The following is a 24,199-nucleotide window of genomic DNA, read 5'->3' as shown; positions in this document are numbered from 1 at the left end:
ACTGGAGCATGCAACTGAATTCCACCGAAATCAGCGAACTGATCAAGCAGCGCATTGCTCAGTTCAATGTTGTGAGTGAAGCTCACAACGAAGGTACTATTGTTTCTGTAAGTGACGGTGTTATCCGCATCCACGGCCTGGCCGATTGTATGCAGGGTGAAATGATCTCCCTGCCGGGTAACCGTTACGCTATCGCACTGAACCTCGAGCGCGACTCTGTAGGTGCGGTAGTTATGGGTCCGTACGCTGACCTTGCCGAAGGCATGAAAGTTAAGTGTACTGGTCGTATCCTGGAAGTTCCGGTTGGCCGTGGCCTGCTGGGGCGTGTGGTTAACACTCTGGGTGCGCCAATCGACGGTAAAGGTCCTCTGGATCACGATGGCTTCTCTGCTGTAGAAGCAATCGCTCCGGGCGTTATCGAACGTCAGTCCGTAGATCAGCCGGTACAGACCGGTTATAAAGCCGTTGACTCCATGATCCCAATCGGTCGTGGTCAGCGTGAATTGATCATCGGTGACCGTCAGACCGGTAAAACCGCACTGGCTATCGATGCCATCATCAACCAGCGCGATTCCGGTATCAAATGTATCTATGTCGCTATCGGTCAGAAAGCGTCCACCATTTCTAACGTGGTACGTAAACTGGAAGAGCACGGCGCACTGGCTAACACCATCGTTGTGGTAGCAACCGCGTCTGAATCCGCAGCACTGCAATACCTGGCACCGTATGCCGGTTGCGCAATGGGCGAATACTTCCGTGACCGTGGCGAAGATGCGCTGATCATTTACGATGACCTGTCTAAACAGGCTGTTGCTTACCGTCAGATCTCCCTGCTGCTCCGTCGTCCGCCAGGACGTGAAGCATTCCCGGGCGACGTATTCTACCTCCACTCTCGTCTGCTGGAGCGTGCTGCGCGTGTTAACGCCGAATACGTTGAAGCTTTCACCAAAGGTGAAGTGAAAGGGAAAACCGGTTCTCTGACCGCACTGCCGATTATCGAAACTCAGGCAGGTGACGTTTCTGCGTTCGTTCCGACCAACGTAATCTCCATTACCGATGGTCAGATCTTCCTGGAAACCAACCTGTTCAACGCCGGTATTCGTCCTGCGGTTAACCCGGGTATTTCCGTATCCCGTGTTGGTGGTGCAGCACAGACCAAGATCATGAAAAAACTGTCCGGTGGTATTCGTACCGCTCTGGCACAGTATCGTGAACTGGCAGCGTTCTCTCAGTTTGCATCCGACCTTGACGATGCAACCCGTAAGCAGCTTGACCACGGTCAGAAAGTGACCGAACTGCTGAAACAGAAACAGTATGCGCCGATGTCTGTTGCGCAGCAGTCTCTGGTTCTGTTCGCAGCAGAACGTGGTTACCTGGCGGATGTTGAACTGTCGAAAATCGGCAGCTTCGAAGCCGCGCTGCTAGCTTACGTCGACCGTGATCACGCTCCGTTGATGCAAGAGATCAACCAGACCGGTGGCTACAACGACGAAATCGAAGGCAAGCTGAAAGGCATCCTCGATTCCTTCAAAGCAACCCAATCCTGGTAACGTCTGGCGGCTTGCCTTAGGGCAGGCCGCAAGGCATTGAGGAGAAGCTCATGGCCGGCGCAAAAGAGATACGTAGTAAGATCGCAAGCGTCCAGAACACGCAAAAGATCACTAAAGCGATGGAGATGGTCGCCGCTTCCAAAATGCGTAAATCGCAGGATCGCATGGCGGCCAGCCGTCCTTATGCAGAAACCATGCGCAAAGTGATTGGTCACCTTGCACACGGTAATCTGGAATATAAGCACCCATACCTGGAAGACCGCGACGTTAAACGCGTGGGCTACCTGGTGGTGTCGACCGACCGTGGTTTGTGCGGTGGTTTGAACATTAACCTGTTCAAAAAACTGCTGGCGGAAATGAAGACCTGGACCGACAAAGGCGTTCAATGCGACCTCGCAATGATCGGCTCGAAAGGTGTTTCGTTCTTCAACTCCGTGGGCGGCAATGTTGTTGCCCAGGTCACCGGCATGGGGGATAACCCTTCCCTGTCCGAACTGATCGGTCCGGTAAAAGTGATGTTGCAGGCCTACGACGAAGGCCGTCTGGACAAGCTTTACATTGTCAGCAACAAATTTATTAACACCATGTCTCAGGTTCCGACCATCAGCCAGCTGCTGCCATTACCGGCGTCAGATGATGATGATCTGAAACATAAATCCTGGGATTACCTGTACGAACCCGATCCGAAGGCGTTGCTGGATACCCTGCTGCGTCGTTATGTCGAATCTCAGGTTTATCAGGGCGTGGTTGAAAACCTGGCCAGCGAGCAGGCCGCCCGTATGGTGGCGATGAAAGCCGCGACCGACAATGGCGGCAGCCTGATTAAAGAGCTGCAGTTGGTATACAACAAAGCTCGTCAGGCCAGCATTACTCAGGAACTCACCGAGATCGTCTCGGGGGCCGCCGCGGTTTAAACAGGTTATTTCGTAGAGGATTTAAGATGGCTACTGGAAAGATTGTCCAGGTAATCGGCGCCGTAGTTGACGTCGAATTCCCTCAGGATGCCGTACCGCGCGTGTACGATGCTCTTGAGGTGCAAAATGGTAATGAGCGTCTGGTGCTGGAAGTTCAGCAGCAGCTCGGCGGCGGTATCGTGCGTACCATCGCAATGGGTTCTTCCGACGGTCTGCGTCGCGGTCTGGATGTAAAAGACCTCGAACACCCGATCGAAGTCCCGGTAGGTAAAGCGACTCTGGGCCGTATCATGAACGTACTGGGCGAACCGGTCGACATGAAAGGCGAGATCGGTGAAGAAGAGCGTTGGGCGATTCACCGTGCAGCACCTTCCTACGAAGAGCTGTCAAACTCTCAGGAACTGCTGGAAACCGGTATCAAAGTTATCGACCTGATGTGTCCGTTCGCTAAGGGCGGTAAAGTTGGTCTGTTCGGTGGTGCGGGTGTAGGTAAAACCGTAAACATGATGGAGCTCATTCGTAACATCGCGATCGAGCACTCCGGTTACTCTGTGTTTGCGGGCGTAGGTGAACGTACTCGTGAGGGTAACGACTTCTACCACGAAATGACCGACTCCAACGTTATCGACAAAGTATCCCTGGTGTATGGCCAGATGAACGAGCCGCCGGGAAACCGTCTGCGCGTTGCTCTGACCGGTCTGACCATGGCTGAGAAATTCCGTGACGAAGGTCGTGACGTACTGCTGTTCGTTGACAACATCTATCGTTACACCCTGGCCGGTACGGAAGTATCCGCACTGCTGGGTCGTATGCCTTCAGCGGTAGGTTATCAGCCGACTCTGGCGGAAGAGATGGGCGTTCTGCAGGAACGTATCACCTCCACCAAAACCGGTTCTATCACCTCTGTACAGGCGGTATACGTACCTGCGGATGACTTGACTGACCCGTCTCCGGCAACCACCTTTGCGCACCTTGACGCAACCGTGGTACTGAGCCGTCAGATCGCGTCTCTGGGTATCTACCCGGCAGTTGACCCGCTGGACTCCACCAGCCGTCAGCTGGATCCGCTGGTGGTTGGTCAGGAACACTACGACACCGCTCGTGGCGTTCAGTCCATCCTGCAACGTTATCAGGAACTGAAAGACATCATCGCCATCCTGGGTATGGATGAACTGTCGGAAGAAGACAAACTGGTGGTAGCGCGCGCTCGTAAGATCCAGCGTTTCCTGTCCCAGCCGTTCTTCGTGGCAGAAGTATTCACCGGTTCTCCGGGTAAATACGTCTCCCTGAAAGACACCATCCGTGGCTTTAAAGGCATCATGGAAGGCGAATACGATCACCTGCCGGAGCAGGCGTTCTACATGGTCGGTTCCATCGAAGAAGCAGTGGAAAAAGCCAAAAAACTTTAACGCCTTAATCGGAGGGTGATATGGCAATGACTTACCACCTGGACGTCGTCAGCGCAGAGCAACAAATGTTCTCTGGTCTGGTCGAGAAAATCCAGGTAACGGGTAGCGAAGGTGAACTGGGGATCTACCCAGGGCACGCACCGCTGCTCACCGCCATTAAGCCTGGTATGATTCGCATCGTGAAACAGCACGGTCACGAAGAGTTTATCTATCTGTCTGGCGGCATTCTTGAAGTGCAGCCTGGCAACGTGACCGTTCTGGCCGACACCGCAATTCGCGGCCAGGATCTCGACGAAGCGCGAGCCATGGAAGCGAAACGTAAGGCTGAAGAGCACATTAGCAGCTCTCACGGCGACGTAGATTACGCTCAGGCGTCTGCGGAACTGGCCAAAGCGATCGCGCAGCTGCGCGTTATCGAGTTGACCAAAAAAGCGATGTAACACCGGCTTGAAAAGCACGAAAGCCAGTCTGGAAACAGGCTGGCTTTTTTATTGCGTGCGCCGCGCATATTTTCATCTGGATAGTAGTACAGCAGGATTTGTGCTGTGGTCATTCATGTTCCGCGATTAACACTTTTTATATAAACCAGCGAAATTCTTTGCTGGTTTTCTCGTTTATTCATTGATCGAAATAAGAGCAAAAACATCATGTAGACACTTAAATGAAGGTGCTACCTTACTTTTATGCAGACAAAAGGCGCGCCAATGGTCGAAAATGGTGTTTTCGTCAGTAGGGATAATCCTTTATTGCACAATTTATCCTCTGTCCATTTCACGATGAAAAAAATGTAGTTTTTTCAAGGTGAAGCGGTTTAAATTCGTTCTCAAATCACAGTCAGGACGCGTATGTTGAATAATGCTATGAGCGTAGTGATCCTTGCAGCAGGCAAAGGCACTCGCATGTATTCCGATATTCCAAAAGTGCTGCATACCCTTGCCGGGAAAGCGATGGTTCAGCATGTCATTGATGCTGCGAATGAATTAGGCGCAGCACACGTTCACCTGGTTTACGGTCACGGTGGCGATCTGCTTAAACAGTCGTTGAAAGATGACAACCTGAACTGGGTGCTTCAGGCTGAGCAGTTGGGTACTGGTCATGCAATGCAGCAGGCCGCACCTTTCTTTGCCGATGATGAAGACATTTTAATGCTCTACGGCGATGTACCGCTGATCTCGGTCGAAACACTCCAGCGCCTGCGTGATGCAAAACCGCAGGGTGGCATTGGGCTGCTGACAGTGAAACTGGATGACCCGACCGGTTATGGCCGCATTACCCGTGAGAATGGCAAAGTTACCGGCATTGTTGAGCATAAAGATGCTACCGACGAGCAGCGTCAAATCCAGGAGATCAACACCGGTATTCTGATCGCCAACGGTGCAGATATGAAACGCTGGCTGGCGAAGCTGACCAATAATAATGCACAGGGCGAGTACTACATTACCGATATTATTGCGCTGGCGTATCAGGAAGGGCGTGAAATTGTCGCTGTACATCCGCAGCGTTTAAGCGAAGTTGAAGGTGTAAATAACCGTCTGCAACTCTCCCGTCTGGAGCGCGTTTATCAGTCCGAACAGGCAGAAAAACTGCTGCTGGCGGGAGTTATGCTGCGCGATCCGGCGCGTTTTGATCTGCGCGGTACGCTTACTCACGGGCGCGATGTTGAAATTGATACTAACGTTATCATCGAGGGTAATGTTACTCTCGGCAATCGCGTGAAAATTGGCACTGGTTGCGTGATTAAAAACAGCGTGATTGGTGATGATTGCGAAATCAGCCCATATACCGTGGTGGAAGACGCGAATCTGGCTGCGGCCTGTACCATTGGCCCGTTTGCCCGTCTGCGCCCCGGTGCAGAGCTGCTGGAAGGCGCACACGTCGGTAACTTCGTTGAGATGAAAAAAGCGCGTTTGGGTAAAGGCTCGAAAGCCGGTCATCTGACTTACCTGGGCGATGCGGAAATCGGCGATAACGTTAACATCGGCGCGGGAACCATTACCTGCAACTACGACGGTGCGAATAAATTTAAAACCATTATTGGCGACGATGTATTTGTCGGTTCTGACACCCAACTTGTTGCACCGGTAACGGTTGGTAAAGGCGCGACCATTGCTGCGGGTACTACTGTAACGCGCAATGTTGGTGAAAATGCCCTGGCAATCAGCCGTGTGCCGCAGGCACAAAAAGAAGGCTGGCGTCGTCCGGTTAAGAAAAAGTAATTCTGGCTGGGTAATCCGGCCATCAGGGATGAGGAGATAACATAATCTCCCGCCCACAAGCAGTAACTATAAAAATAACCCCACTCTCTACAAGGCTCGGGGCGCCCGAAAAATCGGGCATACAGGTTGACCGACAACGATATCAATCGGAATTAAAAACTATGTGTGGAATTGTTGGCGCGATCGCGCAACGTGATGTAGCTGAAATCCTTCTCGAAGGTTTACGTCGTCTGGAATACCGTGGTTATGACTCTGCCGGTCTGGCTGTTGTCGACGCAAACGGAAATATGACCCGCTTACGTCGTCTCGGTAAAGTCCAGATGCTGGCTCAGGCAGCGGAAGAACATCCTCTGCATGGCGGCACCGGTATTGCTCACACTCGCTGGGCAACCCACGGCGAACCTTCTGAAGCGAATGCGCATCCGCATGTTTCTGAACACATTGTGGTGGTGCATAACGGCATCATCGAAAACCATGAGCCGCTGCGCGAAGCGTTAAAAGCGCGTGGCTATACCTTTGTTTCTGAAACTGACACCGAAGTTATTGCTCACCTGGTGAACTGGGAACTGAAACAGGGCGGCACCCTGCGTGAGGCCGTTCTGCGTGCTATCCCGCAACTGCGTGGCGCGTACGGTACGGTGATCATGGACACCCGTAACCCGGATACCCTGCTGGCGGCACGTTCCGGTAGCCCGCTGGTGATTGGCCTCGGTATGGGCGAAAACTTTATCGCTTCTGACCAGCTGGCGCTGTTGCCAGTGACTCGTCGCTTTATCTTCCTTGAAGAGGGCGATATTGCGGAAATCACTCGCCGTTCGGTAAACATCTTCGATAAATCTGGCGCGGAAGTAAAACGTCAGGATATCGAATCCAATCTGCAATATGACGCAGGCGATAAAGGTATTTACCGCCACTACATGCAGAAAGAGATCTACGAACAGCCAAACGCCATCAAAAACACTCTCGCCGGACGTATCAGCCACGGTCAGGTTGATCTAAGCGAGCTGGGCCCGAATGCCGATGAACTGCTGTCGAAGGTTGAGCATATTCAGATCCTCGCCTGTGGCACTTCTTACAACTCTGGTATGGTTTCCCGCTACTGGTTTGAATCGCTGGCAGGCATTCCGTGCGACGTCGAAATCGCCTCTGAATTCCGCTATCGCAAATCAGCCGTGCGTCGTAACAGTCTGATGATCACTCTGTCACAGTCTGGTGAAACGGCAGATACTCTGGCTGGCCTGCGTCTGTCAAAAGAGCTGGGTTACCTTGGTTCGCTGGCAATCTGTAACGTTCCTGGCTCTTCTCTGGTGCGTGAATCCGATCTGGCGCTGATGACCAATGCCGGTACTGAAATTGGCGTGGCATCTACCAAAGCCTTCACCACTCAGTTAACTGTGCTGTTGATGCTGGTGGCCAAACTGTCTCGCCTGAAAGGTCTGGATGCTTCCATTGAACATGACATCGTGCATGGTCTGCAGGCGCTGCCGAGCCGTATTGAGCAGATGCTGTCTCAGGACAAACGCATTGAAGCATTGGCAGAAGATTTCTCTGACAAACATCACGCGCTGTTCCTGGGCCGTGGCGATCAGTATCCCATCGCGCTGGAAGGCGCATTGAAGCTGAAAGAGATCTCCTATATTCATGCTGAAGCCTACGCTGCGGGTGAACTGAAACACGGTCCGCTGGCGCTGATTGATGCAGATATGCCGGTTATCGTCGTTGCGCCAAACAACGAACTGTTGGAAAAACTGAAATCCAACATTGAAGAAGTTCGCGCGCGTGGCGGTCAGTTGTACGTTTTTGCCGATCAGGACGCTGGTTTTGTGAGCAGCGACAACATGCACATCATCGAGATGCCGCATGTGGAAGAGGTGATTGCACCAATCTTCTACACCGTTCCGCTGCAACTGCTGGCGTACCATGTCGCACTGATCAAAGGCACTGATGTTGACCAGCCGCGTAACCTGGCGAAATCGGTTACGGTTGAGTAATACTAACTGTTAAGTAAGCAAGGGCTGCCAGCGGGTGGCCCTTTTTCATAATTATTTCCAATAAATTTTCCATTTAGTTAACTAAATAAATATATTCCGAATTTTTACTAATGTCCGCTTACGAACTTGATTTACTATTATTTGAATAATATTTATATAATAAATTTATATTCTCAGATTGATTTATAGATATTAATTTAGCCAAAGCTTTTTCATTGATGTAATATGTGCGCGAATCATAAATACACTTATTAATATAAGTGATGGTTCGGGTTGAAGGATATATTATATCAATGGAGTTTTTATGAAACGTAATATTATTGGCGGTGCATTCACGCTGGCATCTTTAATGCTGGCCGGACATGCGCTCGCAGAGGATGGTGTTGTTCACTTTGTTGGTGAAATTGTTGACAGTAGTTGTGAAGTTACCTCCGATACAGCGGATCAAACCGTTCCTCTCGGAAAAGTCAGTAAAAATGCTTTTTCAGGCGTAGGCAGCGTGGCATCGCCACAGCAGTTCAGTATTAAACTGGAAAAATGTCCGGCAACGTACACGCAGGCTGCGGTTCGTTTTGATGGTACAGAAGCACCTGGCGGCGATGGCGATCTGAAAGTGGGTACTCCGACTACAGCTGCCGATCCGGGTGATTATACCGGCACCGGGGCAGCGATTGTGGCCACTGGTGTTGGTATCCGTATCTTTAACCAGGCTGACAACTCTCAGGTCAAACTTTATAACGACTCAGCTTATACCACTATCGATGGTAACGGCGCTGCGGAAATGAAATTTATTGCACGCTATGTTGCAACAAATGCAGTCGTAACGGCGGGTACAGCGAACGCCGATTCACAATTTACTATCGAATATAAGAAATAATTTATCAGAGCCTTTTTATTCAGTTGGCTTTGGCCAGGGAGTTATTATGTCCAGAAAAAGTTGTTTAATCAGGCTCTTTAAAACAACCCTTTGGTACAAATTATTTATCGCGATTATGTTAAGCCTTTTTTTAGGCCAGCCAGCATTAACCTATGCAGGCGTTGTCATTGGCGGTACGCGGGTTGTTTACATAAGTAATAATGCAGATAAATCTATTTCTGTATTCAGCAAGGAAGAGAAGATCCCTTATCTCATCCAGTCATGGGTGGATCCGTTTAATAAAGATGATAAAAGTAAAGCGCCCTTTACTGTTATACCTCCTGTATCCCGACTTGAACCCGGACAAGAAAAAGTATTACGTATTCTTCACACGAAGGGAATGTCATTACCCGACGACCGTGAATCCGTCTTCTGGCTGAATATCAAAAATATTCCGCCTGCAGCAACCAATAAAGCGGCTAACTCTTTGGAAATTGCTGTTAAAACGCGTATCAAGCTGTTCTGGCGACCAGCAACTATTCGACTTATTCCTGAAGATGCAGCGCCTAAGGTTAAGTGGCGCCGTGAAGGCAAAAATCTGATTGCTGAAAATCCAAACCCGATTCATATCAGTGTGATGGATGTCATTGTTGATGGCCATGATGTGCCTCTCAACATGATCCGTCCTTTCGAAACGCTCTCTTTACCGTTGCCTGCCAATTCTGCGGGTAACCAAATGACCTGGCGATTCATAAATGATTATGGCGCGATAAGCGAACCGCTAAAAAACGCACTGTAAGCATGGCATAAGGATAGGCGTATTATGGTTACGACCAGAATAGCGGTTGGCCTGATGGCAGGGACGTGTCTGATATTCTCACATAGTCTGATGGCCCAGGTCAGCGTATTTAACCCGGCGCTACTGGAAATCGACCATCAATCCGGGGTCGACATTCGTCAGTTTAACCGGGTAAATATGATGCCTCCCGGCGTTTATAGCGTTGATATTTTTATCAACGGTAAAATGTTTGAACGTCAGGATGTGACATTTGTTCAGGATAATCCCGATGCTGATTTACACGCCTGCTTTGTCGCTATAAAAAAACGCTGATCTCCTTTGGCGTAAAAGTTGATGCACTGAAATCGCTCAATGATGTGGATGAAACGGTCTGTATTGATCCTGAGCCACGCATTGAAGGCTCATCCTGGCAACTGGACAGCGATAAACTGCAACTGAATATCTCCATTCCCCAAATCTACATGGACGCGATGGCCTACGATTACATAAGCCCTACGCGTTGGGATGAGGGGATTAATGCGCTCACCATCAACTACGATTTTTCTGGTTCACATACCCTGCGTTCGGATTATGGTTCTCAGGAGACGAATACCAGTTATCTCAACCTGCGCAACGGACTGAATATTGGGCCGTGGCGATTACGCAATTACAGTACCTTAAACACAACTGATGGTCGTGCGGATTACAACTCTATAAGCACCTGGATACAACGTAATATTGCCGCGTTACGAAGCCAGATTATGATCGGCGATACCTGGACGGCGAGCGATATTTTCGACAGCACACAAATCCGTGGCGCACGTCTTTATACCGATAACGATATGTTGCCTGCCAGCCAGAATGGATTTGCCCCTGTGGTGCGTGGTATTGCCAAGTCCAACGCCACGGTCATCATTCGTCAAAGTGGTTATGTGATTTACCAATCTGCCGTTCCACAAGGTGCCTTTGAAATTACCGACCTGAACACTGCCAGTTCGGGGGGAGATTTGGACGTAACTATCAAGGAAGAAGATGGTAGCGAACAACGATTCACCCAACCTTACGCCACTTTGGCAATCCTTAAGCGTGAAGGTCAAACGGATGTCGATGTCAGTGTGGGTGAATTACGCGATGAAGATGGATTTGCGCCAGATGTCATCCAGGCGCAGATCCTTCATGGCCTGCCACACGGGTTTACGTTATATGGTGGTTTACAGGCTGCCGAGAATTATGGATCAGCAGCGTTAGGGATGGGTAAAGATCTTGGTTCTTTGGGCGCTATCTCGTTCGATGTGACTCATGCGCGTGCAAAATTTAGTCATGATGATACGGAAACCGGACAGTCCTATCGCTTTCTGTATTCGAAACGTTTTGATGATACGGACACCAGTTTGCGTCTGGTTGGCTATCGTTATTCCACTGAAGGCTACTATACCCTCAACGAATGGGCGTCACGGAGCAACAGCCCTGACGATTTCTGGCAAACAGGTAACCGCCGCAGTCGTGTGGAAGGAACGCTAACGCAGTCGCTGGGAAGAGATTACGGCAACGTATACCTGACACTAAGTCGTCAGCAGTACTGGCATACCGATGATGTTGAACGATTAATGCAATTTGGCTACAGCAGTAGCTGGAAGCGTCTCTCGTGGAATATCTCCTGGAGTTATTCCAATACCGCTCGTCAGGGGACGAGTAATAATTATGCCAGTGATAACAGCAGTGAGCAGATCTACATGCTCTCTTTATCTGTGCCTTTATCTGGCTGGTGGGGAAATAGCTACGCTACGTATTCCGTTTCACAAAATGATAATTCCGGCAGTTCACATCAGATAGGAATAAGCGGAACAGCCCTGGAAAAAAATAATCTGTCCTGGAATTTAATGCAGTCTTATAACAGCCACGATGATGAAGTTGGCGGTAATATGTCGCTGTCTTATGACGGCACCTACGGTTCACTGAACGGCAGTTATAATTACAGCCAAAATTCCCAGCGACTCAATTATGGCATTAAGGGCGGTATTCTGGCACACAGCGAAGGGGTAACGTTAAGTCAGGAGTTAGGTGAAACCATCGCTCTGGTTAAAGCACCAGGCGCAGCCGGGCTGGAAATTGATAATATGCGCGGTGCCGCAACGGACTGGCGTGGCTACACGGTCAAGACACAACTAAATCCGTATGATGAAAACCGAGTGGCAATCAGTGATAACTATTTCTCGAAAGCAAATATCGAGCTTGATAATACCGTCGTGACGATGATTCCGACGCGTGGCGCAGTGGTTAAAGCTGAGTTTGTTACTCATGTGGGTTACCGTGTTTTATTCAGAGTCATGAATGTAAAAGGTAAGCCAGCACCATTTGGCGCGATGGCTTCAGTACAAAGTACGTCCTCTGCAAACTCAGGGATTGTGGGGGAGCATGGCGAGCTTTATCTCTCGGGGCTTCCTGAAAAGGGGAAAGTAACATTATCCTGGGGCGAAAATGCGACCACAAAATGTACCTTCGATTACACACTCTCATTACCTGCAAGTGAAAGTGGATTAATTGAGCAAGACGTGACATGTCATTAAAAGGATTTTTATGAACAAGAATATTATACGATGGTGGCTGGCTGTTCTTATTATCTCTTTTAGTGGCGTAACACTAGCTGCTCCCAGAGGAATATGTACTCCAGATAATGGAGTTTTTCATAGTACGCTTAATTTTTCAGGCTATCTTATTACAGCAAACGAGAACAGAGTAGGTTCAATATTTAACACTACGGTGACTAATGGTGCCTCTTATCCAGGTCGCTGTCATTGTGATACGGGGCCTTTAGATCGATTCTCCTATATTTACTATACAGCCATAATCAATGATGCCTTAAGCTTTGCTGGTGTTCACTCAAATTTGAATTATTATAATCTTAATCCGAATCTCGATGTGGGTATTGCAATTGATATTCTTGGGGTTGGAATGGTTAATGCCCCGTTTGAGTATCATCCTAATAAGCCTACTACCAGTTACGATTGTGGCCGTATTTCCCCTTTGAATGTTTCCAGCGGTGCGAAAGCGAACATTTCTTTTTATATCAAAAAAACCTTTGCGGGAAAGCTAATTATTCCTGAAACAAAGATATCTACGTTGTATGGAACCATAAGTCGTGATACGCCGGTTGATTATTCTCAACCGATGGCCGACGTTTACATTCGTGGAGATATCACTGCGGCACAAACCTGCGAAATTAATAATTTACAGCCGATTTATTTTGATTTTAAAGAAATACCCGCCTCAGATTTTTCTTCTGTTGCCGGGAGTGCGGTAACAACGCATAAAATCACTAAAACAGTTACTATTGAGTGTGAAAACCTGGGGTTACTGAATACAGACGATATCACCACATCATTTTATGCTACTGAATCCAGTACGGATAATTCTATGGTTGTCACGTCAAACCCCAACGTGGGGGTAAAAATCTACGATAAAAATAATAAGGAAATCAAAGTAAACGGAGGTGAATTGTCGACAGATATGGGCAAAACAACCGTCTATGGCGAGAAAGCAGGCAGCGTCACTTTTTCTGCCGCACCAGCAAGCCTCACTGGAGCTCGCCCCGCGCCCGGAACATTTACCGCGACAGCAACGATAACCGTTGAGATTATTCGCTAGCCGCAGTCTGGCAACGGTGTTCCACGCGCCGTTGTCATCTTATGCATGTTATTCGTCGTTTTTTCCAGGCGCCATGACAAAAAGATGACATCAGTCATCTTTTTTATGGTTAAAAATCAAATTGTTAGTTAATAATATTCTTTTGTCATAAAACTGTCATAAACCTTACATATAACTGTCACCTGTTTGTCCTATTTTGCTTCTCGTAGCCAACAAACAATGCTTTATGAATCCTCCCAGGAGACATTATGAAAGTTATGCGTACCACCGTCGCAACTGTTGTCGCCGCGACCTTATCGATGAGTGCTTTCTCTGTGTTTGCAGAAGCAAGCCTGACAGGTGCAGGTGCAACCTTCCCTGCGCCGGTGTATGCCAAATGGGCTGACACTTACCAAAAAGAAACCGGTAATAAAGTTAACTACCAGGGTATCGGTTCTTCCGGTGGCGTAAAACAGATTATCGCTAACACCGTTGATTTCGGTGCTTCTGACGCGCCGCTGTCTGACGAAAAACTGGCTCAGGAAGGCCTGTTCCAGTTCCCGACCGTGATTGGCGGCGTGGTGCTGGCGGTTAACATTCCGGGGCTGAAGTCTGGCGAACTGGTGCTGGATGGTAAAACTCTCGGTGACATCTACCTGGGCAAAATCAAAAAGTGGGATGACGAAGCCATCGCTAAACTGAATCCGGGTCTGAAACTGCCTTCACAGAACATTGCCGTAGTGCGCCGCGCAGATGGCTCCGGTACTTCCTTCGTCTTCACCAGCTACCTGGCGAAAGTGAACGAAGAGTGGAAAAACAACGTTGGCACTGGCTCTACCGTAAAATGGCCGATCGGTCTGGGCGGTAAAGGTAACGACGGTATCGCCGCGTTCGTTCAGCGTCTGCCGGGTGCCATTGGTTACGTTGAATATGCTTACGCTAAGCAGAATAACCTGGCGTACACCAAACTGATCTCCGCTGATGGCAAACCGGTTAGTCCGACCGAAGAAAATTTTGCCAATGCAGCAAAAGGCGCAGACTGGAGCAAAACCTTCGCTCAGGATCTGACCAACCAGAAAGGCGAAGATGCGTGGCCTATTACCTCTACCACGTTCATTCTGATCCACAAAGATCAGAAGAAACCAGAACAAGGCACAGAAGTGCTGAAATTCTTCGACTGGGCGTACAAAACCGGGGCTAAACAGGCGAACGACCTGGATTATGCCAGCCTGCCGGATAGCGTAGTTGAACAGGTTCGCGCAGCGTGGAAGACCAATATTAAAGATAGTAGCGGTAAGCCGCTGTACTAATAAAACTCCAGGCCGGGTACGGTGTATTACGCCGCATCCGGCATTACAAAATGACTTTGTAAACGCGTTTAACTGAAGAGTAACTTATGGCTGCAACCAAGCCTGCTTTTAACCCACCGGGTAAAAAGGGCGACATAATTTTCAGCGTGCTGGTAAAACTGGCGGCGCTGATTGTGCTATTGATGTTGGGTGGCATTATTGTCTCTCTGATCATCTCCTCCTGGCCGAGCATTCAAAAATTTGGTCTGGCTTTCCTGTGGACCAAAGAGTGGGATGCACCGAACGATATCTACGGGGCGCTGGTGCCGATCTACGGTACGTTGGTGACTTCGTTTATCGCGCTGCTGATCGCCGTCCCGGTGAGTTTCGGTATCGCCCTGTTCCTGACCGAGCTTGCGCCTGGCTGGCTGAAACGCCCGCTGGGTATCGCCATTGAGCTGCTGGCAGCCATTCCAAGTATCGTTTACGGCATGTGGGGCCTGTTTATCTTTGCGCCGCTGTTCGCCGTTTACTTCCAGGAGCCAGTCGGCAATATCCTGTCGAATATCCCGATTGTCGGCGCTCTGTTCTCCGGCCCGGCCTTTGGTATCGGTATCCTCGCGGCAGGCGTGATCCTCGCCATTATGATCATTCCGTACATTGCGGCGGTCATGCGTGATGTGTTCGAACAGACACCTGTGATGATGAAAGAGTCGGCCTACGGTATCGGCTGCACTACCTGGGAAGTTATCTGGCGTATCGTTCTTCCGTTCACCAAAAATGGTGTTATCGGCGGCATCATGCTGGGGCTGGGGCGCGCGCTCGGTGAAACCATGGCGGTGACCTTTATCATCGGTAACACCTACCAGCTCGACAGCGCCTCGCTGTACATGCCGGGCAACAGTATCACCTCTGCACTGGCGAACGAATTTGCGGAAGCGGAATCCGGTCTGCACGTTGCCGCACTGATGGAACTGGGCCTGATCCTGTTTGTGATTACCTTCATCGTCCTCGCCGCATCGAAGTTTATGATTATGCGCCTGGCTAAGAATGAGGGGGCACGCTAATGGCTATGGTTGAAATGCAAACCACTGCGGCGCTGGCTGAATCCCGCCGTAAAATGCAGGCGCGTCGCCGCCTAAAAAACCGTATTGCGCTGACGCTCTCGATGGCGACGATGGCCTTCGGCCTGTTCTGGCTGATCTGGATTTTAATGTCCACCATCACTCGCGGTATCGACGGTATGTCGCTGGCGCTGTTCACTGAAATGACGCCACCGCCAAATACCGAAGGCGGTGGTCTGGCGAACGCCCTGGCGGGTAGCGGTCTGTTAATTTTGTGGGCCACGGTATTCGGTACGCCGCTGGGCATCATGGCGGGGATTTATCTGGCGGAATATGGCCGTAAATCCTGGCTGGCAGAAGTGATTCGCTTCATTAACGACATTTTGCTCTCTGCGCCGTCGATTGTGGTTGGTCTGTTTGTCTACACCATCGTGGTGGCGCAGATGGAGCACTTCTCCGGCTGGGCGGGCGTAATTGCCCTGGCGCTGTTGCAGGTGCCGATTGTTATCCGTACCACCGAGAACATGCTGAAACTGGTGCCGGACAGCCTGCGTGAAGCGGCTTATGCGCTGGGTACGCCGAAGTGGAAGATGATCTCCGCGATTACGCTGAAAGCGTCGGTATCCGGGATCATGACCGGTATACTGTTGGCGATTGCCCGTATTGCTGGTGAAACCGCGCCGCTGTTGTTTACCGCGCTCTCCAACCAGTTCTGGAGCACCGACATGATGCAGCCGATTGCCAACCTGCCGGTGACGATCTTTAAGTTTGCGATGAGCCCATTTGCGGAATGGCAGCAACTGGCCTGGGCCGGGGTATTGATCATCACCCTGTGCGTCCTGCTGCTGAACATTCTGGCGCGCGTTGTTTTTGCGAAGAATAAACACGGTTAACACTTTGCCGGATGCGGCGTGAGCGCCTTATCCGGCCTACGGTAAGCCTGATTAGCGAAGTGCATCAGGCACGATGAGGAAAAGATTGCAATGAGTATGGTTGAAACTGCCCCGAGTAAAATTCAGGTTCGTAATTTGAACTTCTACTACGGCAAATTCCATGCCCTGAAAAACATCAACCTGGATATCGCTAAAAACCAGGTTACGGCGTTTATCGGGCCGTCCGGCTGCGGTAAATCGACGCTGCTGCGTACCTTCAATAAAATGTTTGAACTGTACCCGGATCAGCGTGCGGAAGGTGAAATTCTGCTCGATGGCGACAACATCCTGACTAACACTCAGGATATCGCCCTGCTTCGTGCGAAAGTGGGCATGGTGTTCCAGAAACCGACGCCGTTCCCGATGTCCATTTACGACAACATCGCTTTTGGTGTCCGTCTGTTTGAGAAGCTCTCTCGTGCCGACATGGACGAGCGCGTACAGTGGGCATTGACCAAGGCGGCATTGTGGAACGAAACCAAAGATAAATTGCACCAGAGCGGTTACTCTCTCTCTGGTGGTCAGCAACAGCGTCTGTGCATTGCACGTGGTATCGCCATTCGCCCGGAAGTGCTGCTGCTCGACGAACCGTGTTCGGCACTCGACCCTATCTCCACCGGGCGTATTGAAGAGCTGATCACCGAACTGAAGCAGGATTACACCGTGGTGATCGTCACCCACAACATGCAGCAGGCTGCGCGTTGTTCCGACCACACGGCATTTATGTATATGGGCGAATTGATTGAGTTCAGCAACACGGACGATCTGTTCACCAAGCCAGCGAAGAAACAAACAGAAGACTACATCACCGGTCGTTACGGTTGATTCAGGAGTGCGTTATGGACAGTCTCAATCTTAATAAACATATTTCCGGCCAGTTCAACGCCGAACTGGAAAGTATCCGCACGCAGGTGATGACCATGGGCGGCATGGTGGAGCAACAGCTTACTGATGCCATCACCGCCATGCACAACCAGGACAGCGATCTGGCGAAGCGTGTGATCGAAGGCGACAAAAACGTCAACATGATGGAAGTGGCGATCGATGAAGCCTGCGTGCGCATTATTGCCAAACGTCAGCCGACGGCGAGCGACCTGCGACTGGTTATGGTGATCAGCAAAACCATTGCCGAGCTAGAGCGTATTGGCGACGTGGCGGACAAAATCTGCCGTACTGCGCTGGAGAAATTCTCCCAGCAGCATCAGCCGTTGCTGGTGAGTCTGGAGTCGCTGGGGCGTCACACAATCCAGATGCTGCATGACGTGCTGGACGCGTTCGCGCGCATGGATATTGACGAAGCGGTACGAATTTATCGTGAAGATAAAAAAGTCGATCAGGAGTACGAAGGTATTGTTCGTCAACTGATGACCTACATGATGGAAGATTCGCGTACCATTCCGAGCGTACTTACCGCGCTGTTCTGCGCGCGCTCCATCGAGCGTATCGGCGACCGCTGCCAGAATATCTGTGAATACATCTTCTACTACGTGAAGGGTCAGGATTTCCGTCACGTCGGCGGCGATGAACTGGATAAACTGCTGGCAGAGAAAGATCCGAAAGCGTCACGCTAAGCGTATACCGCATCCGGCAATCTGCGAGTACGTAATCGGACCGGTGAGATATATCACCGGTCTCTTTATTTACTGAGTGATATCCCAGCCGCGAGCCTTCCAGAGTTCTGGTAACTGTGAAAGATGGGTAAAAGTAGTGACTTTCGGATGAACGATCGGCTTATTGTGCGGGTCAGCGCAGAAGTAAAACACTTCCATACCGGCATCGATTCCTGACTGCGCACCGGCGCTGGAGTCATCAACCAGAATGCAGTTTTCAACGTTCACATTCATCGCTTTTGCAGCATGGAACATTAACGCCGGATCGGGCTTCCAGCGTTGGATGTCGTAACCGCTGAACAGTTTTTCCGGGAAATAGTGCAGCATATTGAGTTTGCCAAGCGAATGTTGCATTTTGCTGACCGGGCCGTTAGAGACGACGCACATCGGCACGTTAACGCTCGCCAGCAATTCGTTAGCACCCGCAATCACCTCCAGTTCGCTATCAAACAGACGCGCCACTTCCGCACGGTAAACGTGCTCGGCATCGGCACGAACTATTTCTACGCCCTGTTCTTTGCTAATGATGTCGATGATTTCGTAGAGTTTTACGCCTTTAAAACGGGTAAAAATTTCTTCCAGGTCAACGTGAATGCCAAATTCCCTGAACATTGTGACATAGGCGCGAGAGCAAATGACCTCGCTATCGACCAGCGTACCGTCACAGTCGAAAAATACCGCTTCTATCTGGGACATGTCTTTTCCTTTATCGTTAGTTTAACGTTTTCGTCATGCAGATTGGCGCGACGCAATCGTTGCCGTATAAGCAAATACAATGAAAAAAAGTTATCTTCAGCCGTCCATATTGTCTCATTTTGGTATACGATAGCGACGGATTTTCCCTCCTTGTTCGGAAATAGATAATGAGTCAACAACACACAACCCAGGCTTCTGGCCAGGGGATGCTGGAACGCGTGTTTAAACTGCGCGAACATGGCACGACGGCACGGACCGAAGTGATCGCTGGTTTTACCACCTTCCTGACGATGGTTTACATCGTTTTTGTTAACCCGCAAATTCTCGGCGTCGCTGGCATGGACACCAGCGCCGTCTTCGTCACTACCTGTCTGATTGCTGCGTTCGGCAGTATTCTGATGGGGCTGTTTGCTAACCTGCCAGTCGCGCTGGCTCCCGCTATGGGTCTGAATGCGTTCTTCGCTTTTGTCGTTGTGCAGGCGATGGGCTTGCCATGGCAGGTCGGGATGGGCGCCATTTTCTGGGGCGCGATTGGTCTGCTGTTACTGACGATTTTCCGCGTTCGCTACTGGATGATTGCCAACATTCCGGTGAGTCTGCGTGTGGGGATCACCAGCGGTATCGGCCTGTTCATTGGTATGATGGGACTGAAGAATGCAGGTGTGATTGTCGCTAACCCGGAAACGCTGGTCAGCATCGGTAACCTTACTTCTCACAGCGTACTGCTGGGGAGCCTCGGCTTCTTCATCATCGCCATTCTGGCCTCGCGCAACATTCACGCGGCGGTGCTGGTTTCCATCGTGGTGACAACGCTGCTGGGCTGGATGCTGGGTGATGTCCACTATAATGGCATCGTTTCTGCGCCGCCGAGCGTAATGACTGTCGTGGGTCATGTAGATTTAGCCGGGTCGTTTAACCTCGGGCTGGCAGGGGTGATTTTCTCTTTCATGCTGGTCAACCTGTTTGACTCTTCCGGTACGTTGATTGGCGTGACCGATAAAGCGGGTCTGGCGGATGAGAAAGGTAAATTCCCACGCATGAAGCAGGCGCTGTATGTCGACAGTATCTCTTCTGTTACCGGTTCGTTTATCGGTACATCTTCCGTCACGGCGTACATTGAGTCTTCTTCCGGCGTTTCCGTTGGCGGTCGTACCGGTCTGACGGCAGTGGTTGTCGGCCTGCTGTTCCTGCTGGTTATCTTCCTGTCACCGCTGGCGGGAATGGTGCCTGGCTATGCTGCTGCTGGCGCGCTGATCTACGTGGGCGTACTGATGACCTCAAGTCTTGCTCGCGTGAAATGGCAGGATCTTACTGAATCTGTTCCGGCGTTTATTACCGCCGTGATGATGCCGTTCAGCTTTTCTATTACCGAAGGTATCGCGCTGGGCTTCATTTCCTACTGCGTGATGAAAATCGGTACCGGACGTCTGCGTGATCTAAGCCCGTGCGTAATCATCGTTGCGCTGCTGTTTATCCTGAAGATTGTGTTTATCGACGCCCACTAAAATCGATAACTCGTTAAAAAAACCCGCCATGAGTTACCGCTGGCGGGTTTTTTTATTTAGAGTTTCACCCGCTGAATAAACTCGCCAAATGCGGTCAATTGTCCGGTCAGATGATCCAGTGTTCCTTGATCAATCACTTCTCCGGTTTGTGGATCGACTTTGTTCTGAATCACACCGCCCATAAACTCCGGTTTGTTCATTACCATCGCGTCGAGAAAAACCAGAATCTGGCGCAGGTGATACTGACAGCGCGCGCCGCCAATCACGCCCATTGAGCTGGTCTGAATCAACACCGGTTTACCGGCCAGCGGTTGATCCGGCAGGCGAGATAGCCAGTCGATGGCATTTTTCAGTCCGCCCGGCACGGAGTAGTTATATTCCGGCGTGACGATCACTACGCCGTCAGCCTGACGGATCTGTTCCGCCAGAGCTTCAACTGTCGCTGGAAAACCTTCTTCCTGCTGTACGTCAGCGTCATACAGGGGAATGTCGGCAATGGAAGGTAACGCATTGACTTCCATACCCGCAGGGGCAATTTTCGGCAGTGTACGTGCAACCATGCCATTAAATGAGCCTTTGCGCAGGCTCCCCAGTAACGTAACTACCTTCAATTTTTCAGACATGATGACTCCTGTGGTTGTCTATCAATTTGGCGAAAAAGACTTCACGGTAGAGAGCTGGGCAAAACGCATCATCCGGCTGGTGGGGTTGTTGGCGCGACTGTGAATATCCGGCAGACTTTTCCAGCCTTGCTTACCATCTAACTCCCAGACACTGAGCTTCTCAATCGCTGGAGTGACCGCCACGGACCACACCAGCACGTCCTCTGCGTCGCATAACGCTTCTACATGATTTACATGGGCACATTTCAGGCGTCCGGCAATGGGCAGCAATTGCAGATCGCGCGGGTCGTCATTCAGTACATCGCCGGTAAGTTTTAGCACGCTTCGGCGCAAAGTGATCAGTTGCGCCCGCGCTTCGTTAGGATCGTTCTGCTTACTGATCCATAACGATTCATTGCTGGAAAAAATAGGGTTATCGGGTGCGTGGGGACTATGAAACCCGCGTGTCGCGCGCTGTAGCTCCATATCAAGACCACACTCACCTTCGGTTGTTAACGCCACGCCGACCATATTTCCGGCATAGGATATTGAAAATGATGGCAAATTTTTATCGAGGAAAACCGGCTTTCCTTTAGCCTGGGTGACGATCTCTGGTAATTCGCTTATGCCATACAGCATAGACATCAGTTCTGCGAGTAAACCTCTGGACGCCAGAAAACGACTTTGACGATGAGGGGGTAGATTTCGGGCTTCTTGATGACACCGGGAGGGGAGACGAACAGATATCAGATGTCCTTCCGTTAAAATCCCTCGGGCAAAGTGAGTCGCCATTTTTCGCTCCATGCTTAATGGTCCATTATGAATACAAGAGTAATCATTTGCTGGAACTATGGACAGACTAAAGAGGCGAAAAGTTCGATTTGGATAAGTTTATTACATGTTTTTTACATTCCATCGTGAAATATGGTCGCGTTTTATACGATTTTATTATGCTATCGAGGCGTAAATATTTTTTATGGTTTCCCGTAACCAGACGATCTTTGGGTTATGGCTATTCCGTTTGTGCCACAGCAGAGTAAACGGTACTTCCAGCTTTTTTTGCTGGCTTTCGTCAAACGGGAGAGGAAGAGCAACCAACGGCAGTTGGTGGAGCTGATTGTAGTACTGACAGTAGCGCGGCGCGGTTGCCAGTAGCATATTGTCGGGCTGCGCCGCCATAAATAGCGCCTGCTCAAATTCTGGCAGACTCATAGCAATCGTGCGTTCTCGGCCTAGCTCCTGCAACACATTGTCCAGTGCCCACGTATCGCTCTGTTCCCAGCAAATGCTGATATGCGGATAACGCAGAAAGGTGTCCAGATCCCACGCTTCACGTAGTGCCGGATGATCTTTGCGTAGCCAGACGCAGGGTACATCACTAAACAGCACTTCATAATCAATGGATAACGGCAGTGAACTTAGTAGCTCCCGCGAACGGGGATGGCTTTCACGACCGGAAAAGCCGATATCCACTTCGCCACGGGTAATCGCATCCAGCGAATCGTAATCCCAGTTGCGTAATTTAATAGTCGCCTGCGGGTAACGTTGGTAGATCCGTTTCGACAGCGCATTAAGCATGATCATCATCAGCGGTGATTCTGCCGCCAGTTCAAACTTAAGACCGCGCGGCGTTTCGTGGTGTGGTTTATCCAGCAGCAGATTACTCATTTGCATCCATTCCGCCAGATTTTGTTCCATGCTGACCATCAGCGGTGTAGGCGTCAGACCCAGCGGTGAATTCACAAAGAGCGGATCATCAAACCATGCCCGAAGTTTTGCCAATGACTTGCTCACCGCCGAAGGCGTTACGTTCATCCGCTTCGCCGCTTTGGTTACGCTGCGCTCCTGCATCAGTAGTTGCAGGCAGAGCAGCAAATTAAGGTCAAGAGTGGTGATGGATTTCTTCATGAGCGGTAACAGGGCGTCCAGGAGTGATGAGCATAATCAGCAACAGGCTCACTATGCTACAGGCAATCAGAATCCCGATCAGCATATTCCATGTACCGACACCGACCACCGCCGCCAGCCAAATCCACAGTGATGAACCGCAAACCTGCGCGATGCCTAAGGTCGAGCTGGCCACGCCTGCGCGCAACGAAAACGGGCCTAATGCCTGACTCATTGCCACGCCGAAGCCCACCGAAAAACCGGCGCAAATCAGCGTGATGCCAAACAGAGAAACCGCATGGGAAGGCGAAAATGCAAGGGTGATACCGGCTGCCAGGAATAATACTTGTGACGTGATCATCAGCGTTCGCGGCTTAAAAATTCCCAATGCAAACGGCGTGGAGAATGAAACGGTCATGCTGACGCCTGCGGTCAGCGCCATAATGGTGGCGTATTCTCCGCGCTCAAAACCCATGATTTCCATCATCAATACAGGCGACGTATTCACGAAGGTGAGGATCACCGAAACGCTGAGCGTGGTGATAACGATACGGCTGAGGAAAAAACGGTTAAGCAGCGACTCGGTATTCTTTCGTGGCTTGTCCGAAGCGGCAGGCGCTGCTGGGCGCGTTTCTTTCAGAATAAACAAAGACAGCATGAGTACCGCGATGCCCATCATTGCCATCGCCCAGAACAGACTCTGCCACGGGAATTTAAGCATAATCAGATGTCCGAGCACTGGCGCTAACACCGGAATGATGCAGGTAATGCCGTTGAGTAACGACAGCACTTTTGCCCGGCGTCGATCGTCCAGTGTGTCGCGTAAAATGGCGAACGCCACCACGTAACAACAACCCGCGCCCAGCCCCTGCAGAAATCGCCCGGCAAGAAATAACGTGCTGGTTTCAGCCAGTGAACAGAACACCGAGGCGATAATAAATAGCGCCGCGCCGGGTATGGCGACCGGTTTTCTCCCTGAACGATCGGCCACTTTACCGGCAAATAACATCGCTGCCGCCATCCCCGCCAGATAAACGGAGAACGCAATATGCAACTGCGCTTCGCTGGCATTGAGGTCGGCGGCGATGCGCGGTAAACCAACGAGGTACATATCAATCCCTGCGGGATAAAGTAAAACCAGGGCAAAACTACAAATTAAGAAACGGGACATGAGCTAAAGCGTCCTGACGGGAAGGTGGCGCAAAGCATACGTGGTGAAGGAGAATCAGGCGAGTTGCCATTTGGACATAAGTGATTTCCTGACAGGAAAGAAGCC

20 protein-coding genes and 1 pseudogene are annotated in these 24,199 nt (G+C 50.5%); 16 read left to right on the top strand and 5 right to left on the bottom strand.

Annotation, left to right across the window (positions count from 1 at the left end; all coding sequences use genetic code 11):
• Positions 1 to 8 precede the first annotated feature (8 nt).
• From atpA to phoU, 15 genes and pseudogenes are all read left to right on the top strand, one after another.
• Positions 9 to 1,550, top strand: a complete 1,542-nt coding sequence (gene atpA / locus WES_RS00170; protein ID WP_001176745.1) for a F0F1 ATP synthase subunit alpha — start codon at positions 9 to 11, stop codon at positions 1,548 to 1,550.
• Positions 1,551 to 1,600: 50 nt separating this feature from the next.
• Positions 1,601 to 2,464, top strand: coding sequence for a F0F1 ATP synthase subunit gamma (atpG, locus tag WES_RS00175; protein ID WP_000896498.1), 864 nt, complete (start codon positions 1,601 to 1,603; stop codon positions 2,462 to 2,464).
• Between the two features lie 26 nt (positions 2,465 to 2,490).
• The gene (gene atpD, locus WES_RS00180; protein WP_000190506.1) at positions 2,491 to 3,873 is read left to right on the top strand and encodes a F0F1 ATP synthase subunit beta; all 1,383 of its coding nucleotides are present in this window, start codon (positions 2,491 to 2,493) and stop codon (positions 3,871 to 3,873) included.
• A 20-nt stretch (positions 3,874 to 3,893) separates the two neighbouring features.
• On the top strand, positions 3,894 to 4,313 hold the full coding sequence (locus WES_RS00185; RefSeq protein WP_001251965.1) for a F0F1 ATP synthase subunit epsilon: 420 nt from the start codon (positions 3,894 to 3,896) through the stop codon (positions 4,311 to 4,313).
• Positions 4,314 to 4,718: 405 nt separating this feature from the next.
• Positions 4,719 to 6,089, top strand: a complete 1,371-nt coding sequence (glmU, locus tag WES_RS00190) for a bifunctional UDP-N-acetylglucosamine diphosphorylase/glucosamine-1-phosphate N-acetyltransferase GlmU (RefSeq protein ID WP_000933710.1) — start codon at positions 4,719 to 4,721, stop codon at positions 6,087 to 6,089.
• Positions 6,090 to 6,250: 161 nt separating this feature from the next.
• On the top strand, positions 6,251 to 8,080 hold the full coding sequence (gene glmS, locus WES_RS00195) for a glutamine--fructose-6-phosphate transaminase (isomerizing) (protein WP_000334113.1): 1,830 nt from the start codon (positions 6,251 to 6,253) through the stop codon (positions 8,078 to 8,080).
• 304 nt (positions 8,081 to 8,384) lie between these two features.
• Entirely contained in the window at positions 8,385 to 8,957 is a 573-nt protein-coding gene (lpfA-O113, locus tag WES_RS00200; RefSeq protein ID WP_000827801.1) for a long polar fimbria major subunit LpfA-O113, read from the top strand.
• A 46-nt stretch (positions 8,958 to 9,003) separates the two neighbouring features.
• Entirely contained in the window at positions 9,004 to 9,735 is a 732-nt protein-coding gene (gene lpfB-O113, locus WES_RS00205) for a long polar fimbrial chaperone LpfB-O113 (RefSeq protein ID WP_000088108.1), read from the top strand.
• 24 nt (positions 9,736 to 9,759) lie between these two features.
• A pseudogene (lpfC-O113, locus tag WES_RS00210) lies at positions 9,760 to 12,281 on the top strand (long polar fimbrial usher protein LpfC-O113).
• 10 nt (positions 12,282 to 12,291) lie between these two features.
• Positions 12,292 to 13,359: a fimbrial protein gene (locus tag WES_RS00215; protein WP_016159920.1), complete on the top strand. Its 1,068-nt coding sequence runs from the start codon at positions 12,292 to 12,294 to the stop codon at positions 13,357 to 13,359.
• 248 nt (positions 13,360 to 13,607) lie between these two features.
• Positions 13,608 to 14,648 (top strand): phosphate ABC transporter substrate-binding protein PstS, encoded by a 1,041-nt coding sequence (pstS, locus tag WES_RS00220; RefSeq protein ID WP_000867146.1) that lies wholly within the window; start codon positions 13,608 to 13,610, stop codon positions 14,646 to 14,648.
• A gap of 86 nt (positions 14,649 to 14,734) precedes the next feature.
• Positions 14,735 to 15,694 carry a phosphate ABC transporter permease PstC gene (pstC, locus tag WES_RS00225; RefSeq protein ID WP_000741617.1) on the top strand — a complete coding sequence of 320 codons (960 nt, stop codon included), beginning with the start codon at positions 14,735 to 14,737 and terminating at the stop codon, positions 15,692 to 15,694.
• Positions 15,694 to 16,584 carry a phosphate ABC transporter permease PstA gene (pstA, locus tag WES_RS00230; RefSeq protein ID WP_001251991.1) on the top strand — a complete coding sequence of 297 codons (891 nt, stop codon included), beginning with the start codon at positions 15,694 to 15,696 and terminating at the stop codon, positions 16,582 to 16,584. Before pstC ends, pstA begins: the two co-directional genes overlap by 1 nt.
• A gap of 90 nt (positions 16,585 to 16,674) precedes the next feature.
• Positions 16,675 to 17,448, top strand: a complete 774-nt coding sequence (gene pstB / locus WES_RS00235) for a phosphate ABC transporter ATP-binding protein PstB (protein ID WP_000063120.1) — start codon at positions 16,675 to 16,677, stop codon at positions 17,446 to 17,448.
• Positions 17,449 to 17,462: 14 nt separating this feature from the next.
• The gene (gene phoU / locus WES_RS00240) at positions 17,463 to 18,194 is read left to right on the top strand and encodes a phosphate signaling complex protein PhoU (protein ID WP_000377802.1); all 732 of its coding nucleotides are present in this window, start codon (positions 17,463 to 17,465) and stop codon (positions 18,192 to 18,194) included.
• Between the two features lie 69 nt (positions 18,195 to 18,263).
• Here the strand turns inward: phoU and yieH are convergent, their stop codons facing one another.
• On the bottom strand, positions 18,264 to 18,929 hold the full coding sequence (gene yieH / locus WES_RS00245) for a 6-phosphogluconate phosphatase (RefSeq protein WP_000078046.1): 666 nt from the start codon (positions 18,927 to 18,929) through the stop codon (positions 18,264 to 18,266).
• A gap of 167 nt (positions 18,930 to 19,096) precedes the next feature.
• Between yieH and adeP the strand changes: the two genes are divergently transcribed.
• Positions 19,097 to 20,434, top strand: a complete 1,338-nt coding sequence (adeP, locus tag WES_RS00250) for an adenine permease AdeP (protein ID WP_016159921.1) — start codon at positions 19,097 to 19,099, stop codon at positions 20,432 to 20,434.
• A 56-nt stretch (positions 20,435 to 20,490) separates the two neighbouring features.
• On the opposite strand, the gene yieF is transcribed toward adeP, so the two are convergent.
• The 4 genes from yieF to mdtL form a co-directional block, all read right to left on the bottom strand.
• Positions 20,491 to 21,057, bottom strand: a complete 567-nt coding sequence (yieF, locus tag WES_RS00255) for a class I chromate reductase YieF (protein WP_001291116.1) — start codon at positions 21,055 to 21,057, stop codon at positions 20,491 to 20,493.
• A 21-nt stretch (positions 21,058 to 21,078) separates the two neighbouring features.
• Entirely contained in the window at positions 21,079 to 21,828 is a 750-nt protein-coding gene (locus tag WES_RS00260; protein ID WP_010347267.1) for a 4'-phosphopantetheinyl transferase family protein, read from the bottom strand.
• Between the two features lie 156 nt (positions 21,829 to 21,984).
• The gene (gene yidZ / locus WES_RS00265; RefSeq protein WP_016159923.1) at positions 21,985 to 22,944 is read right to left on the bottom strand and encodes an HTH-type transcriptional regulator YidZ; all 960 of its coding nucleotides are present in this window, start codon (positions 22,942 to 22,944) and stop codon (positions 21,985 to 21,987) included.
• Positions 22,919 to 24,094: a multidrug efflux MFS transporter MdtL gene (mdtL, locus tag WES_RS00270; protein ID WP_016159924.1), complete on the bottom strand. Its 1,176-nt coding sequence runs from the start codon at positions 24,092 to 24,094 to the stop codon at positions 22,919 to 22,921. The genes yidZ and mdtL overlap by 26 nt, the downstream gene beginning before the upstream one ends.
• Positions 24,095 to 24,199: the final 105 nt, after the last annotated feature.

It is taken from the genome of Escherichia sp. KTE31, assembly GCF_000407925.1.
GTDB classification, from domain to species: domain Bacteria; phylum Pseudomonadota; class Gammaproteobacteria; order Enterobacterales; family Enterobacteriaceae; genus Escherichia; species Escherichia ruysiae.
This window is presented reverse-complemented; position numbering and strand designations above follow the sequence as displayed.